The 15,203-nt window shown below is 73.4% G+C and carries 17 protein-coding genes; 7 read left to right on the forward strand and 10 right to left on the reverse strand.

Translation table 11 applies throughout. The features are described from left to right. Nucleotides 1–152: 152 nt before the first annotated feature. Nucleotides 153–2,048, reverse strand: a complete 1,896-nt coding sequence (gene dnaG / locus ACFXGA_RS28095) for a DNA primase (RefSeq protein WP_378092887.1) — start codon at nt 2,046–2,048, stop codon at nt 153–155. Nucleotides 2,049–2,082: 34 nt separating this feature from the next. Between dnaG and ACFXGA_RS28100 the strand changes: the two genes are divergently transcribed. The 3 genes from ACFXGA_RS28100 (at nt 2,083) to ACFXGA_RS28110 (ending at nt 3,916) form a co-directional block, all read left to right on the forward strand. After that, nucleotides 2,083–2,982, forward strand: coding sequence for a sigma-70 family RNA polymerase sigma factor (locus ACFXGA_RS28100; protein WP_378092889.1), 900 nt, complete (start codon nt 2,083–2,085; stop codon nt 2,980–2,982). Between the two features lie 92 nt (nt 2,983–3,074). Further along, nucleotides 3,075–3,563: a hypothetical protein gene (locus ACFXGA_RS28105; RefSeq protein WP_378092891.1), complete on the forward strand. Its 489-nt coding sequence runs from the start codon at nt 3,075–3,077 to the stop codon at nt 3,561–3,563. Next, nucleotides 3,560–3,916, forward strand: coding sequence for a hypothetical protein (locus tag ACFXGA_RS28110; RefSeq protein ID WP_378092893.1), 357 nt, complete (start codon nt 3,560–3,562; stop codon nt 3,914–3,916). The genes ACFXGA_RS28105 and ACFXGA_RS28110 overlap by 4 nt, the downstream gene beginning before the upstream one ends. 36 nt (nt 3,917–3,952) lie before the next feature. Here the strand turns inward: ACFXGA_RS28110 and ACFXGA_RS28115 are convergent, their stop codons facing one another. The 5 genes from ACFXGA_RS28115 to ACFXGA_RS28135 form a co-directional block, all read right to left on the reverse strand. Beyond that, the gene (locus ACFXGA_RS28115; protein WP_378092895.1) at nt 3,953–4,519 is read right to left on the reverse strand and encodes a carboxymuconolactone decarboxylase family protein; all 567 of its coding nucleotides are present in this window, start codon (nt 4,517–4,519) and stop codon (nt 3,953–3,955) included. A 61-nt stretch (nt 4,520–4,580) separates the two neighbouring features. Further along, a complete protein-coding gene (locus ACFXGA_RS28120) occupies nt 4,581–5,627 on the reverse strand; it encodes a serpin family protein (RefSeq protein ID WP_378092897.1) in 1,047 nt (348 codons plus the stop codon). Then, complete coding sequence (locus ACFXGA_RS28125; protein ID WP_378092900.1) at nt 5,606–5,788, reverse strand: hypothetical protein; 183 nt, start codon at nt 5,786–5,788, stop codon at nt 5,606–5,608. Before ACFXGA_RS28125 ends, ACFXGA_RS28120 begins: the two co-directional genes overlap by 22 nt. Before the next feature lie 86 nt (nt 5,789–5,874). Further along, on the reverse strand, nt 5,875–7,137 hold the full coding sequence (locus tag ACFXGA_RS28130) for a deoxyguanosinetriphosphate triphosphohydrolase (RefSeq protein ID WP_378092902.1): 1,263 nt from the start codon (nt 7,135–7,137) through the stop codon (nt 5,875–5,877). A gap of 17 nt (nt 7,138–7,154) precedes the next feature. Next, complete coding sequence (locus ACFXGA_RS28135) at nt 7,155–7,793, reverse strand: YdcF family protein (protein ID WP_378092905.1); 639 nt, start codon at nt 7,791–7,793, stop codon at nt 7,155–7,157. A gap of 46 nt (nt 7,794–7,839) precedes the next feature. Between ACFXGA_RS28135 and ACFXGA_RS28140 the strand changes: the two genes are divergently transcribed. The 3 genes from ACFXGA_RS28140 (at nt 7,840) to ACFXGA_RS28150 (ending at nt 10,007) form a co-directional block, all read left to right on the forward strand. Further along, a complete protein-coding gene (locus ACFXGA_RS28140; RefSeq protein WP_378092907.1) occupies nt 7,840–8,571 on the forward strand; it encodes a Type 1 glutamine amidotransferase-like domain-containing protein in 732 nt (243 codons plus the stop codon). Between the two features lie 15 nt (nt 8,572–8,586). Then, nucleotides 8,587–9,459, forward strand: a complete 873-nt coding sequence (locus ACFXGA_RS28145) for a hypothetical protein (protein ID WP_378092909.1) — start codon at nt 8,587–8,589, stop codon at nt 9,457–9,459. A gap of 86 nt (nt 9,460–9,545) precedes the next feature. Next, entirely contained in the window at nt 9,546–10,007 is a 462-nt protein-coding gene (locus tag ACFXGA_RS28150; RefSeq protein ID WP_378092911.1) for a DUF6194 family protein, read from the forward strand. Nucleotides 10,008–10,050: 43 nt separating this feature from the next. Here the strand turns inward: ACFXGA_RS28150 and ACFXGA_RS28155 are convergent, their stop codons facing one another. The 3 genes from ACFXGA_RS28155 to ACFXGA_RS28165 all read right to left on the reverse strand — a co-directional run bounded on the left by ACFXGA_RS28155 (nt 10,051) and on the right by ACFXGA_RS28165 (nt 12,671). Continuing rightward, entirely contained in the window at nt 10,051–11,505 is a 1,455-nt protein-coding gene (locus ACFXGA_RS28155; RefSeq protein WP_378092913.1) for a SulP family inorganic anion transporter, read from the reverse strand. Between the two features lie 210 nt (nt 11,506–11,715). Next, on the reverse strand, nt 11,716–12,054 hold the full coding sequence (locus ACFXGA_RS28160) for a hypothetical protein (protein ID WP_378092915.1): 339 nt from the start codon (nt 12,052–12,054) through the stop codon (nt 11,716–11,718). A gap of 185 nt (nt 12,055–12,239) precedes the next feature. After that, nucleotides 12,240–12,671 (reverse strand): DUF1772 domain-containing protein, encoded by a 432-nt coding sequence (locus ACFXGA_RS28165; protein ID WP_378092917.1) that lies wholly within the window; start codon nt 12,669–12,671, stop codon nt 12,240–12,242. Nucleotides 12,672–12,754: 83 nt separating this feature from the next. Here ACFXGA_RS28165 and ACFXGA_RS28170 point away from each other — a divergent pair, with 83 nt between their 5' ends. Beyond that, nucleotides 12,755–13,681: an AraC family transcriptional regulator gene (locus tag ACFXGA_RS28170; protein WP_378092919.1), complete on the forward strand. Its 927-nt coding sequence runs from the start codon at nt 12,755–12,757 to the stop codon at nt 13,679–13,681. 89 nt (nt 13,682–13,770) lie between these two features. Here ACFXGA_RS28170 and ACFXGA_RS28175 read toward each other — a convergent pair whose 3' ends face one another. Further along, nucleotides 13,771–15,156, reverse strand: a complete 1,386-nt coding sequence (locus ACFXGA_RS28175) for a glycine--tRNA ligase (protein ID WP_378092921.1) — start codon at nt 15,154–15,156, stop codon at nt 13,771–13,773. Nucleotides 15,157–15,203: the final 47 nt, after the last annotated feature.

Raw genomic sequence — 15,203 nt, forward strand, 5'->3', positions numbered from 1 at the left:
TGGGGCTCCGCCCCCACGCACCCTCGTCCCCCCGCCCACCCGCCCCCGCCCCCCCCCACCCCCCCACCCAGCCAGCACGTGCTCGTCGGCCTCCAGCGACCCGGTGAACCCCTCGGGCGCGCCCGAGCCGAACAACCTCCGGAACAGCCCCATCACAGCCCGCCCACCGCTTGTTGGCCCAACGCCTTGTGGTAGTCCTCCAGCGCGATGAGGTCGCCGAACAGGGCCCGGTACTCGTCCGGCTCCTCGATCGGCGACACCCGCCGCAGCCGAGACTTGATCTCGGTGATCTGCCCGGCCACCAGGATCTGCTGCAACCGGGCCAGCACGCTCTGCACGTACCGGTACTCGTCCTCGGCCTTGACCCGCAGCGGCTCCACGGCCAGCTCGGTCAGCACCGACCGCACGGCCTGCTGCCGGCACGCCTGCGACACGGCGTCCAGGAACGCGGGCCCCGCCAGCCCCGACGACACCCCGCCCGCCTCCCGGATCGCCTGGTGCAGCGCCAGGTACGCGGGGTGCGTGAACGCCTCGTCGGGCAGCGAGTCGTAGTACGGCCCGGCCATCTCGGGGAGTTGCAGCGCCGCCTTCAACGCCTCCCGCTGCGCCCACAGCGCCGGGTCGCGCGGGTCGGGGCGCGGCGGGCCGTCCACGTCCACCGCGAGCGCGCCCTGGTTCGGGTCCGCCGGCGCGGCACGGCGGGACGGCGGGGCCGCGCGCCCGGTCGCGGTCTCGCGCACGCGGCGCACCACCGCCGCCTCGTCCTCCCAGCCGACCCACCAGGCGAGCCGGGTGGCGTACCCGTCCCGCTTGGCCCGGTCCTTGATCTGGGCCACGAACGGCACCATGGTCTTCAACGCCTCGACGCGGCCGTCCACCGAGTCCAGGTCGTAGTCCTTGAGCCGCGTCCTGATGGCGAACTCGAACAGCGGCGTGCGGCGGGCCACCAGGTCGCGCACGGCCACGTCGCCCTTGGCCTGCCGCAGCTCGCACGGGTCCATGCCGTCCGGCGCGATGGCGATGTAGGTCTGCGCGGAGAACGCCTGCTCGCCCTCGAACGCCTTCAGCGCCGCCTTCTGGCCCGCCGCGTCGCCGTCGAAGGTGAAGATCACCTCGCCGTTGAGCGAGTCGTCGATCAGGAGCCGGCGCAGCACGTTCATGTGGTCCGCGCCGAACGCCGTGCCGCAGGACGCGACGGCCGTGGGCACGCCCGCCAGGTGCATGGCCATGACGTCGGTGTAGCCCTCGACCACGACGGCCTGCCGGCGCTTGGCGATCTCCCGCTTGGCGAGGTCCAGCCCGAAGAGCACCTGGGACTTCTTGTAGATCGGGCTCTCGCTGGTGTTGAGGTACTTGGCCTGGATCGGGTCGTCGTCGAAGATCCGGCGCGCGCCGAACCCGACCACGTCGCCGCCGAGGTCCCGGATCGGCCACAGCAGCCTGCGGTGGAACCGGTCGATCGGGCCCTGCCTGCCCTCCTTGGTGAGCTGGGCCTTGATCAGCTCGGTCAGCTCGAACCCGCGCCCGAGCAGGTGCTTGGTGAGCCGGTCCCAGCCGCCGGGCGCGAACCCGCAGCCGAACTGCCGGGCGGCGGCCTCGTCGAACCCGCGTTGCGCCAGGAACTCGCGCGCGGCCAACGCCTCGGGCGTGGCCAACTGCTCGGCGTAGAACTCGGCGGCGGCCCGGTGGGCCTCGATGAGCCGGCTGCGGGTGCCGCGGTCGCGCTGGATCGTCGCGCCGCCGCCCTCGTAGGTGAGCTGGATGCCCGCCCGGTCGGCCAGCCGCTCGACGGCCTCCACGAACCCGAGGTGCTCGATCTTCATCACGAACGCGATGACGTCGCCGCCCTCGCCGCAGCCGAAGCAGTGGAAGGTGCCGTGCGAGGGGCGGACGTTGAACGAGGGCGACTTCTCGTCGTGGAACGGGCACAGGCCCTTCAGCGCGCCGCCACCGGCCCGGCGCAGCGAGACGTGGTCGCCCACGACGTCGTCGATCCGGCTCCGGTCACGCACCAACGCGATGTCGCTCTCCCGGATGCGTCCTGCCACGTCGAGCGAGTCTAGTGCTGGCAGACTGGGGCCCGTGACCGCCGCCGAGCAGACCCTGGCCTCCGCCTTCACCGGCCACCGCTCGCACCTGGTGGGCGTGGCGTACCGGCTCACCGGGAGCGTCGCGGACGCCGAGGACGCGGTGCAGGAGGCGTGGCTGCGGCTGTCCGGGTTGAGCGAGCAGGGCCGGGCCGGCATCCGTGACCTGCGCGGCTGGCTGACGACCGTGGTGGGCCGGATCTGCCTGGACCGGCTGCGGTCGGCGACCGCGCGGCGGGAGCGCTACGTGGGCCAGTGGCTGCCCGAGCCGCTGCTGACCACGGGCGAGGACGACCCGCTGGACGCGGTGGTGCGCGACGACGGCGTGCGGATGGCGGCGCTGGTCGTGCTGGACCGCCTCACGCCCGAGCAGCGGGTGGCGTTCGTGCTGCACGACGCGTTCGACGTGCCGTTCGCGGAGATCGCCGGGGTGCTGGGCTGCCCGGTCGCCACCGCGCGCCAGCACGCGTCCCGGGGCCGGCGTGCCCTGGCCGAGGCCGAGCCCCCGCCGCGGGTGGCGCTGGACGAGCAGCGCGAGGTGCTGGAGCGGTTCCTCGCGGCCGTGGCGTCGGGCGACCTCGACGCCGTGGTCGGTCTGCTGCACCCCGACGTGGTGATGGTCGGCGACGGCGGCGGCAAGGCCAGGACCGCGGTCCAGGTGGTCAGCGGCGCGGACAAGGTGGCGCGCCTCATCCTCGGCCTCATGCGCCGCTACGGCGATGTCGAGGGCCGGTCCGCGCTGGTCAACGGCGACCTGGGGCTGGTGTTCGCCGCCCAGGGCGAGCTGACGCCGCGGGTCGAGGCGATCGTGGTGCGGGACGGCAAGGTGGCCGGCGTGTACGACATGTCGAACCCGGACAAGCTGACCCACGTCCGGTTCCCCGACCCGGCCTGAGCACGGCCGGCACTCCGCGCGGGTGCCCCGCCGGCATGCGCTCTCCGCACGCCGGCGTGGCGCGAACCCGAGTTTCAAGGTAGTTTGCAAGTGTGTCCGCCGCCGCTTTCGAGATCAACTTCAGCGACCTGTCGAACAAGCCGGCCGACTCCGTCCGCAAGCTCCAGGAGTCGCCGAGCCGGACGCTGCTCGTCCACCGCCGCGGTGACGAGGAGGACCTGGTGCTCACCACCGCCGGCCGAGCCCGCGAGGTGCGCGAGGTCGTTTCGGCGACGACGGCCCTCTTCGTGGCGCTGATGCAGCACAGCGAGGGCGTCCGGAACCTGGTGACCGACGTGATGCCCACCGCGTTCCCGTGGGTCCGGTTCCTGCCGCGCGAGGACATGCAGGCGTTCGCCGTCGAACTCGTCCAGACCCTGGAGGCCGCCGACTCCCTGGGCACGCCGGCCCCGGTCGCGCGGCTCATCAGCGCCTGGCAGCACACCGCCGAGGTCCACGCCGATCCCAGGCTCCTCGCGACCCTCCGGCAGGACGGAGGGGACCTCGGTGACGTCCCCGAACCGGGGGCAGCCACCGCGTGAGCCCGAAGAAGGGCGACCCGGTCGCCCCGCCGACCGTCGGCGCGGAATGGCGCATCCGCTTCTCCACCACCGCCGCGGTCGGGGGGTGGCAGGACCTGGAAACCCGCGCCTCGGGGAACCTGCGCAAGGCCTGGGAGGTCATGCGCACCGACCCCGGTCCCGGTCCGGACAAGCCCACCGGCCGGCACCACCAGCTCAAGGGCAGCCTGGCCCACGGCACGCACGACGGACGGGTCCTGCCCCGGTGGCAGATCGAAGTCACCGGGGGCGACCGCATCTGGTACCTGCTGGACGTGGAGAAGCACACGGTGTGGGTGCAGCACGCCGGCGCCCACCCCAAGGCCACCGAGTAGGGGGACCCCGGAGCGCGGCGCCGGCGCGCCGTGCGGTCACGGCATGGGGATCCGGCAGGCGTCGCCCGACGTGAAGCCCTGGTCCGTGATGCCGAACGCGGAGTTGAAGCGGCCCCGCTGGTTCTCCAGCGCGATCAGGTAGGTCAGCTCGACCAGCCCCTCGTGCCCCAGCCGCCGGTCCAGTTCGGCGACCTGCTCGTCGGTCACCGCGGTCGGCGTCTCGGTCATCGCGTCGGCGTAGGCCAGGGCCAGCTTCTCCAGCTCCGTGTACTTGTCGGACGTCCGGTAGTCGTGGATCTCCTTGAGCCGGTCGATGTCCAGCCCCTCGTGCTTGATCAGCATGGTGCCGAAGTCGACGCACCACGAGCAGCCGAGCTTCACCGCGGTCAGGTAGACCACCAGCTCCCGCAGCGACACGGGGAGCGTCCGGGCGCCCTTCTCCACCGCCATCTCGTGCCGCGCACTGGCCATGAACAGCTTCCGGTGGTGCGCGGCCACCGTGAAGGGCTCCGGCACGGCGCCGAACCGGCGCTTGGCGAACCGGTAGGCCAGGCGCACCAGCGGGTTGGCCTGCCTGGTCGTGACGACCGGGATCCTGGGCATGTCCCCTCCTCGTTCTCGGGTCTTCACCCGGTGGACGAGGAGGGGCGCGCCGACGTGACGGCTACGGCGTGACGACCTGGGCGAAGAAGAAGATCGCGCCCGTGTCGACGTGCCGGACGAGCAGCAGGTAGGGACGGTCGACGCGGACCGTCCGCGCGGGCTCCACCGGCATGAACGAGGTGAGCCGCATCACCAGCGCGGTCGCCGCCGCGCCCTCGAAGCCCTGCTCGTCCAGCCGCAGCACGGCCTGGTGCACCACGTCGTCCACGTACAGGCGCGGGTCGGGGCTCAGGCCGGTGAGGTCGGCCCCGTCGGTGAACAGGGTCCGCACGCCGACCCGTTGCAGGGCCTCCACCAGCGACGTCTGCACGGACAGCTTCAGCCTGGGCAGGAACAGCTCGATCCGCTCGCGCTCCAACGCGTCCAGCACCTCGGGCACGCCCTCGGTGCCGCCGAGGTCGCCCTCCGGCAGCAGCACGACCGCCTCGACGCCGCCGCGCGCCGGCACGGCCACGGCCTCCCACCCGGCCCGGCGGGCGTAGCGCATCGAGCCCTCGCGGCGCATGGTCGCGACCTCGCCCGCGCCGCGGAACGGCCGGTCGGCGGTGTCGTGCCCGGGGAACTCCTCGGCCCACGCCGCCTTCAGGTACAGCGCGTTGACCAGGGTCGCGACCGTGTCGGAGGTGATCGTGCCGGGGGCGAGCAGCTCGGGGATCAGCTGGTGGGTCGTCTCGGCCACGTCGGCGTTGATGAGCTTGCGCGCGCCTTCGGGGTCCTCGGCGAACGGGGCCGGTCGGGCCTTCGCGCCCGGCCAGCCGGCGAGGTCGGTGAGGAAGCCCTCGTCGATCGGCAGCGCCTCCCACGACCACAGCGTGTTGGCCACGGCGAACTCGGCGTCGTCGCCGACGACCGCGCCCTTGAGGACCTTGGCGTGGTCCGCGCCGAGCAGCGCGACCAGCTCCGCCTCCGTGGCGCCGCGCGCGCCCTGCGCGGCCACGCCGAGCGCGCTCGCCACCGAGTACGGCGACCAGCACGCGTTGCGGGCGCGGTCGGGCGCGACGGCGTCGTGGAGGGTGAGGGCGAACGTCAGGTGCGTTCGATCAGGCACAGGGTCTCCTTGACCGCTATGGGGTCGTCCGGGATCGGACGTTCCCCCGCGCCGCTCACGGGTCCGAGCGGCTGGGGGTGGCGGGGTTCGCGCACCCCGGCGGAGCCGTCGTCGGGTTCGTCGTCCCACCCGTCGTACGGGAACTCCCCACCGACGTGCACCGGATCGCGGGTCGGTCTGCGCCACGGCCACGGACGGCCTGGCGGTCTCCTGGACTCATCGGCCATGACCTCGAGTGTGCCACCGGTCACAGGGGTTCGGGGGCGACGTTCGCCAGGGACCTGCGCCACGCGACGGCCTGGGCGTCGGTGAGCGAGGCGACCTGGTCCACGACGACCCGCAGCCGTTCGGCGTCGGTGCCGGCGGCGGCCCACGCCGGGTGGAACGCGGGGTCGAGGGTGTCCGGGGCGCGCATCAGCAGGAGGTGGACCAGCTCGGCGACCAGTTCGCGCTGCCGGGCCTGCGCGGCCAGCCGCGCCGGGTCGCTCATGACGTACCGCACGGCGACCGCCTTGAGCAGCGCGACCTCGGCCGCGACGCGGGGCGGCACGACCAGGTCGGCCCGGTACCGGCTCAGCGGGCCGTCGCCGTACGCCTCGCGGGTCGCGCCGACGGCGGCGGAGGCGAACCTCCCGACCAGTTCGCTGGTGAGCCGCTTCAACGCCACCTGGGCGCCCAGCGACCCGTCGTACCGGGCCAGCTCGGCGATCACGGGCAGGCCGAGCAGGTCGGTGGCGGTGGCTTCGAGCGCGGACGTCGGCTCGTCGGAGAAGTGCTTGGCGGCCAGGCCCGCGATGGCCGCGCGCTCGGCCGGGTCGCCGAGCGCGGACAGGCTGATCCGGTGCGCGAGCACGCCGTCCTCCACGTCGTGCACGGAGTAGGCGACGTCGTCGGCCCAGTCCATGACCTGCGCCTCCAGGCACCGCCGGTGGTCCGGCGCGCCCTCGCGGACCCAGTTGAACACGGGCACGTCGTCGTCGTAGGCCCCGAACTTGGCCGTGCCGGGGCGGCGGGTCCACGGGTACTTGGTGGCCGCGTCGAGGCACGCCCGGGTCAGGTTGAGGCCCACCGCGGTCTTGGGTTCGAGCCGGGTCAGGATGCGCAGGGTCTGGGCGTTGCCCTCGAAGCCGCCGCACGGCCCGGCCAACTCGTCGAGCGCGCGTTCCCCGTTGTGCCCGAACGGCGGGTGCCCGATGTCGTGGGCCAGCCCGGCGGTGTCGACCAGGTCCGGGTCGCAGCCCAGCTCCTCGCCGATGCCGCGGCCGATCTGGGCGACCTCCAGCGAGTGGGTGAGCCGGGTGCGCGGCACACCGGTGACCTCCGCGCCCTCGTTCGGTCCGACGACCTGGGTCTTGCCCGCGAGCCGGCGCAGCGCCGCCGAGTGCAGCACGCGGGCGCGGTCGCGGGAGAACGGCGAGCGGCGCTCGGCGCGCGCTCCGGGCAGCACCGCCGTCTTGGGCAGCTCGGGGAGCAGCCGCGCGGTGTCGTGCGCGGTGTAGCCCTGGCTCATCCGCTCAGCGTAAGGGGCTACAGCAGGATGCCGTCGAACGCGCCCGCCGGCGCCTTCATCAGGTGGTAGTAGAGCAACGCGCCGGTCTCGCGGCGGATGTAGAACAGCTGGGTCTCCCGGGTCTGCACGTTCGGCCCGCTGCGGGTCGGGGACGTCCACGCGGACAGGCCCTCGTCCTCGGCCATCGTGCGCGCCCGCAGCGAGTGCCACGGGTCGCTGACGATCACGGCGGTGGTGAGGGACTTCTCGCGGGCGGCGGCGGCGAGCGCCCGGATGCTGCCCAGCGTGTCGGTGCCCTCGCCGACCTCCAGGATCCGGTCGGCGGGCACGTTCCGCTCCTCCAGCCAGATCCGCCCGGCCTGACCCTCGGTGAAGTTGTCGCCGGGCTGCCGGCCGCCGGTGGTGGCGATGTAGCGGACCACGCCCTGCTCGTACAGCCGGCGGGCGTGCTCCAGCCGGGCCTCCAGCACGTCGGAGGGCACGCCGTTGAACTGGGCCGCGCCGAGGACCACGGCCATGTCGGCGTGGGTGCGGTCGTCCTCGCGGGCGACCTGCCACACCCGGAACGCCGTGCCGCCGACCACGAGGAGCCCGATCGCGAGGCCGCCGAGGACGACGCGTGCCAGCAACCTGCGGAGTCTCGGCAGGAACGTCACGCCCCGGATGATCCCACACGCGTCCCGGGCTGCCAGGATCGCGGGCATGGCAGCAGACCAGCCGACGATCGTGGCCACCTCGGGCGGTTTCCGCGCCGGGCGGCGGACCAACCTCGAGTTCCACCGACTCGTGCACCACGCCGTGGACCTGTCCGGCGCGCACGGCCGCAAGCCGCGGCTGTGCCACGTCGGCACGGCGGCGGGCGACCAGCGGTGGTTCAACGCCGACATCTCCGAGGCCGGTCGGGTGGCGGGCTGGGAGGTGTCGCACCTGAACCTGTTCACCATGCCGCCGACGACCGACCTCCGCGGTTTCCTGGGCGAGCACGACGTGGTGTGGGTGGGCGGCGGGTCCGTGGCGAACCTGCTGGCCGTGTGGGCGGTGCACGACCTGGGGCCCGCGCTGCGCGCCGCGTGGCAGGACGGCGTGGTGCTCGGTGGCGTGTCGGCGGGGTCGATCTGCTGGTTCGTGGGCGGCTCGACCGACTCGTTCGGCCCGGAGCTGCGCGTGATCGGGAACGGCCTGGGGTTCCTGCCGTACGGCAACGGCGTGCACTACGACAGCGAGGCGGCCCGGCGGCCCACGATCCAGGCCGCGGTGGCGTCCGGCGAGCTGCCGGTGACGCACTGCACCGACGACGGCGCGGGGCTCGTCTACCACGGCACGGAACTCGTGGAAGCGGTGTCCGAACGGCCCGGCGGCGGCGCGTACGTCGTGCGACGTGACGAATCTTCAGGAACCGCACAGGAGGAACCCCTCGACGTCAGGCGGTTGTGAACGGACCGTTGAGGGGTGGGGAAACGCTGGTGGTTGGTCGTGGTCGCGCTGGTCGTGGGCGTCGTCGCGCTCGCGTACCCGCGCCACCCCGACCACGGCGCGCTGGCGGGTCCTTCGGGCGCCGCGCCGGCGACCACCTCCGCGGAAACCCCGCACCCGGCCGCGCCACGCACCGTCGAGGAACCCGCCCCGGACCTCTCGGCGGCGGTGGCGCGGGCGGTCGCGGCGGCGGGTGACGCCGACCTCGGGCTGGCCGTGGTGGACCTGCGGACCGGGGCCGCGGCCGGCCACGACGCCGACACCCCGTTCCGCTCGGCGTCGTTGAGCAAGCTGGTGGTCGCGGTGGACCTGCTCACGTCGGGCGAGGTGCCGGCCGCCGACCTGGACCGGCTGGCCCGCGCGCTGAGCCTGAGCGACGACGACGCCATGAACGCGTTGTGGACGCTGCACGACGGCATGGGCGCGATCGACCGGGTGGCCGCCCAGGCCGGCCTGACCGCCACCCGCGCCCCCGCCGACGCGTCCCAGTGGGGCGACGTCGAGATGTCGGCGGGCGACGTGGCCAGGCTGTACCGCTACATCGCGACCCGGCTGCCGGACGCGCAGCGCGACGTCATCGTGGACGCCCTGTCCGCCGCCTCCCCCACCGCCGCCGACGGCTTCGACCAGGCGTACGGCCTGCTCGCGCCGGGCGTCGGCGGGTACGCCAAGCAGGGCTGGATGTGGTACCTGCCGGCCGACCTCTACCTGCACACCTCCGGCGTCGTCGGCGACCGCTACGCCATCGCCGCGCTGTCGGTCCAGACGGGCGTCGCGGAACAGGCCGCGAAGGACCGGCTGACCGCCGTGACCGACGCGCTGATCGCGGGCCTCACCCCGGCCGCCTGACACCCCGGGTTGAAGGTTCTGCGAGCCTTTCCAGGCCGTCTTCGCGGGGAAGTCTCATAAAGGACTTCAAAGATACGGTTGAAGGGGTGAACGCCGAAGAATTGACGGACCACATCACCTCGACCTTCCCCGGCACGCGCGCCATGGAGGCGCACGGCGACGTGTTCTTCCTCTACGACCCCGACGGCGACCTGCCGCCGGAACGCCAGATGCCGTACGCGACGATCGTGACCGGCGACCACTACGAGCGGGTGTCCCGGTTGGGCGAGCCGGGGGCGTACCGGCTCAACATCGGGCTCACCAAGGCGACCTACACGGCGATGTTCGGGCCCGTGCCGACCGGGCGCGACGCCGACGGCGTGTTCGACACCGGGTTCGACTACGCGGAACGGGACCGGCTGATGCCGCACCCCGTTTACGCGTCGCAGCACTGGGTCTGCGTGGTGTCGCCGAGCGGGGCGACCCTCGACGCCGTGCGGCCCCTGCTGGTCGAGGCGCACGGCTTCGCGGCGCGCAAGCACGCCAACCACGCCAAGCGCGCGAAGTAGGGGCGGCCCGGCGCGAGGGCGGTCGCGCCGGGCCCCCGCCGGCTCAGTCCGCGGCCGGGCGGATCACCTCCACGCCGTCGCGCCCCGCGGCCCAGTGGTCGATCGCCTGGCCGCACGCCTGGTCGAGGTGGCGGACGCCGGTCAGGTCGACCCGGACGGGCCGGCCGTCCGGCACCGCCTCCAGCGTCTCCAGCAGGCCGGGCAGCTTGAGGAACGTCGCGTTGCCGCGCACCGCCACGTGGTGGTGGTCCTCGCCGTGCGCGGTCACCGTGACGGTCAGGCGGGACATCTCCCAGGCCGTCTTGACCACCGCCGCCAGCAGGCCGGCGAGGGTGCCGGTGAGCAGGTCGGTCAGCACGATCAGGCCCGCAGTGAGGACCAGCACGACGGCTTCCGCCCGGTGCGCGCGGGCCATCTCCACGACCTGCCGGGGCGCCAGCAGCTTCCACCCCGCCTGCACCAGCAGCGCGGCGAGGACGGCGAGCGGCACGTACGACAGCACGCCCGGCAGCAGCACCACGAACACCAGCAGCCACAGCCCGTGCAGCACGCGGGACAGGCGGGTGCGGGCCCCGGCGTCCACGTTGGTCGCGCTGCGCACGATCACGGCGGTCATCGGCAGCGCGCCGAGCACGCCGCACACCGCGTTGCCGACGCCCTGCGCGACGAGTTCCCGGTTGTACCGCGTCCGCGGCCCGTCGTGCATGCGGTCCACGGCCGCCGCGCTGAACAGGCTCTCCGCCGACGCCACGAGGGCGAACGTCAGCATCGCGCCCAGCACACCGGCGTCCAGCAGGGAGAAGTCGACCAGGGTCACGACGTCGGTCAGCGAGCCGACCGAGATGCGCGGCAGCGGCAGCACGGCGGCCGCCGCGGAGGCGACCACGACGGCCACCAGCATCCCCGGCACGGCGCGCCACGGCGTGCGCTTCCACAGCGACGCCACGACCAGCGTCAGCACACCCACCGCCAGGCCGCTCAGGCCCACGGAGGTCGTCACGGCGTCGCGGGCGAGGTCGACCAGGCCGGTGATCTTCGCGCCGGTCGTCGCGGGCTGGTCCTGCCCGGCGAACGGGTAGAGCTGGCCCAGCACGAGCACCAGGCCGATGCCGGCGAGCATGCCCTGCACCACGGCGGGCGAGATGGCGCGGAACCAGCGGCCCAGCCGCAGCAGGCCCATCGCCACCTGGAGCAGGCCCGCGCCCAGCACGATGAGGCCGAGGGCGCGCACGCCGTGCGCCGCGACGGTGTCCGCGACCAGCACGGTCAGGCCCGCCGCCGGTCCGCTGACCTGCATGGTGCTGCCCGGCAGCAGGCCGACCACGAGGCCGCCCACCACGCCGGTGACGATGCCGAGTTCCGCCGGGACGCCGGAGGCGACGGCGATGCCCACGCACAGCGGGAGCGCCACCAGGAACACCACCAGCGACGCGCCGACGTCGGGCCAGAGGGTCGGGCGCACCCGGGTCGGGGCGGGGCGTTCGGTCCGGGTGCTCACCGGTCGGCCCCCGGCAGCTCGGGCCGGCCGTGCACGGCGCGTGACCCCGCGCGGGAGGAAGGCGTTCGGCGGTCGGTGTGCCCGCGTCCCATTTCCCGGGACACGCGGGGCGAATATGCACGGGCACGGGCGGCCCGCGGTTGGAATTGCATCGGATTTCCCCACTCGTCGGTGTTCGAACGGTGCGATCGACTGGCGGTGGGGTGCCGATCAGTTCCGGAACACCTGGAGGGCCGACGGCGTGGACCACGAGCGGAGGTGTTCGCGTCGTCCCCGGTCCACGGGCGGGTCCGTGCCGGTGGTCACGTCGAGGCGCCGGTCGACGGGCACGGCGCGGGACCGTCCCGCCGCAGGTCGGGGCGGTTGCGGGCGCTTCACCGCGTGGCGCGGCTCCGGGCCGCCGCGGCACTCCCGGCCGGGTTCCTCCTCGGTCCCCGCGGCCACCGCGTGACCCGGGACCGGGCGCGCGGGCTTGGCGTGGCCCAGCGGTGAAGGGGCCAGCACGGCGACGAGCGCCACGACGATCGCGACGACCACGACACGCGTCATGACACCCCCCGATGAACCGTGCCCGTGATGAAGTCTCACGGAGCAGGGTGACGTGAGGGTTAATGTGGGGCCTTCGGCGCGCATTTCGCGCGATATTCACTCGATGGTTCGTGACGCAGGTCATTCACCGGGAGTCTGTTCACGCACCGTGACCACCTTCGGGCCGAGCTTGGAGTGCGGCGGCGCTAGTCGAGCGCCGCGAGCGTGAACGACGCGGCGGCCGCGAGCGAGCACAGGGCCCGGACGTGGTTCGCGGGCACCCACTCGCGCAGGTAGCGGGCCCAGTCCTCGGCGGCGCCCCGCCGTGCCAGCCGGTCGTTGCGCGGGATGTGGAACCCGATCGTCAGCACGATCCCGCCCAGGACGTACAGGGCCGCGCCGGCCCACGCCCACGGGCCGCCCTCGAACGCCGCCACCACGCCGACGACCGCCGTGCCGAGGAAGACGCCGAGGAACGCGGGGTTGACCACGGCGAGGTTGACCGCCCGCATGGCCGCGACACCGACCGCGGGCTCGGCTCGCCGCAGGCCGGGCATGACCATCGCGGAGAACGCGAAGAACACTCCGGCCATCATCCCGCAGCCGAGGGCCGCGACGATCGTCACCGTGGGGACCATGCCGCCCAGTCAAACCGACCGGCCCTCGGCTTCCCATCGCCGAAACCCTCGACCGCATACGCGCGCGTCTTACCCTTGCGCCCGTGGACGCTCTCGCCGGGCTGCTGGACGGACCGCGCGCCCGCGGCGCGTTCCTCGTGCGCACCGTGCTGGACCCGCCGTGGTCGCTGCGCGTCGAGGACCGCGCGCCGCTGACCGTGGTGGCGGTGGTGCGCGGCGAGGGCCGGCTGCTGCCGCACGACGACCGGCCCGTGCCGCTGCGGACCGGTGACGTGGCGGTGCTGCGCGGGCCCGATCCGTACACGCTCGCCGACGACCCCGCCACGCCGGTGCAGGCGGTCGTCCACCCCGGCGGGATCACCACCACGCCGGACGGGTCGGCGCTGTGCGAGCAGTGGGGCCTGGGCGTGCGCACGTGGGGCACGCGCCCGGACGGCGAGGTCGTGCTGCTCAGCGGCACCTACCAGCTGGACGGCGAGGTGAGCCGGCGGCTGCTGTCGGTGCTGCCGCCGTTCCTCGTGGCGCCCTCCGCGGACCTGCCGCTGGTGCCGCTGCTGGCCGCCGAGACCGCCCGCGACCAGCCGGGTCAGGAGGCGGTGCTGGACCGCATGCTGGACCTGCTGCTGATCTCCGTGCTGCGGGCGTGGTTCTGCCGCCCGGAGGCGCGCACGCCGAGGTGGTACTCCGCCCACGCCGACCCCGTGGTCGGGCGGGCCTTGCGACTGCTGCACGCCGACCCCGCGCGACCCTGGACGGTGGCCTCGCTGGCCGGGGCGGTGGGCGTGTCGCGGGCGGCGCTGGCCAGGAGGTTCACCGACCTGGTGGGCGAGCCGCCGATGGCCTACCTGACCGGCTGGCGGCTCACGCTGGCCGCGGACCTGCTCCGCGAGCCGTCCGCGACCCTGGACGCCGTGGCCCGCCGGGTCGGCTACAGCACGGGCTTCGCGCTGAGCACGGCGTTCAAGAGGGAACGCGGCGTGAGCCCGTCCGAACACCGCGCCAACGCCTAGGCCCGCGGCACCCCTTCGGCAGCCCTCCGGCCCCGTGCAGCGCGACTACGCCCGGCGAGCCGCCGTACGTGGGCCCCGTCCGGCGGCGGTCACGCGCCGATCAGGCGTGCGGCGAGGTAGCCCTCCAGCTGGTCCATCGAGACGCGTTCCTGCGTCATGGTGTCGCGCTCGCGCACGGTCACCGCGTGGTCGGTCAGCGTGTCGAAGTCGACCGTGACGCAGAACGGCGTGCCGATCTCGTCCTGCCGCCGGTAGCGGCGGCCGATGGCGCCGGCGTCGTCGAACTCGATGTTCCAGTGCTTGCGCAGCGCGTTGGCCAGGTCCTTCGCCTTCGGCGACAGCTCGGCGTTGCGCGACAGCGGCAGCACGGCGGCCTTGACCGGGGCCAGCCGGCGGTCCAGGCGGAGCACGACGCGCTTGTCCACGCCGCCCTTGGCGTTCGGGGCCTCGTCCTCGGTGTACGCCTCCAGCAGGAACGCCATCATCGGCCGGCCGACGCCGGCGGCGGGCTCGATCACGAACGGCCGGTAGCGCGAGTTCGTGGCCTGGTCGAAGTACGACAGGTCCACGCCGGAGTGGTTCGAGTGGGTGTTCAGGTCGAAGTCGGTGCGGTTGGCGATGCCTTCCAGCTCACCCCACTCCTGGCCGCCGAACTGGAAGCGGTACTCGATGTCGACGGTCCGCTTGGAGTAGTGCGACAGCTTTTCCTTGGGGTGCTCGTAGTGCCGCAGGTTCTCCTTCGAGATGCCCAGCTCGGTGTACCAGCGGGTGCGCTCGTCGATCCAGTACTGGTGCCATTCCTCGTCGGTGCCCGGCTCGACGAAGAACTCCATCTCCATCTGCTCGAACTCGCGCGTGCGGAAGATGAAGTTGCCCGGCGTGATCTCGTTGCGGAAGCTCTTGCCGATCTGGCCGATGCCGAACGGCGGCTTGCGCCGGGACGTGGTCTGCACGTTGAGGAAGTTCGTGAAGATGCCCTGCGCGGTCTCCGGGCGCAGGTAGTGCAGGCCCTCGTCGGTCTCGACCGGGCCGAGGTGGGTCTTGAGCAGGCCGTTGAACATCTTCGGCTCGGTGTACCGGCCGCGGGTGCCGCAGTTCGGGCACGGCACGTCGGAGACGTCGCCCTCGGCGACCTGCTTGCCGGTGCGCTCGGCGTACTCCTCGACCAGCGTGTCCTGCCGGAACCGCTTGTGGCAGGAGTTGCACTCGATCAGCGGGTCGACGAACGCCTCGACGTGCCCGGACGCCACCCACACCTCGCGCGGCAGGATCACCGACGAGTCCAGGCCGACGACGTCCTCGCGGCCGCGGACCATGAAGTTCCACCACTGGCGCTTGATGTTGTCCTTCAGCTCGACGCCGAGCGGACCGTAGTCCCAGGCCGACCTGGTGCCGCCGTAGATCTCGCCGCACGGGTAGACGAACCCGCGACGCTTGCACAGGCTGACGACGGTCTCGATGCGATCGGCTGCCACGGACGCTCCATCGGGAGATGCGGAACGGGACGGGAATGGGGCTTGTC

Source organism: Actinosynnema sp. NPDC059335 (assembly GCF_042752395.1).
Taxonomy (GTDB): Bacteria; Actinomycetota; Actinomycetes; order Mycobacteriales; family Pseudonocardiaceae; genus Actinosynnema.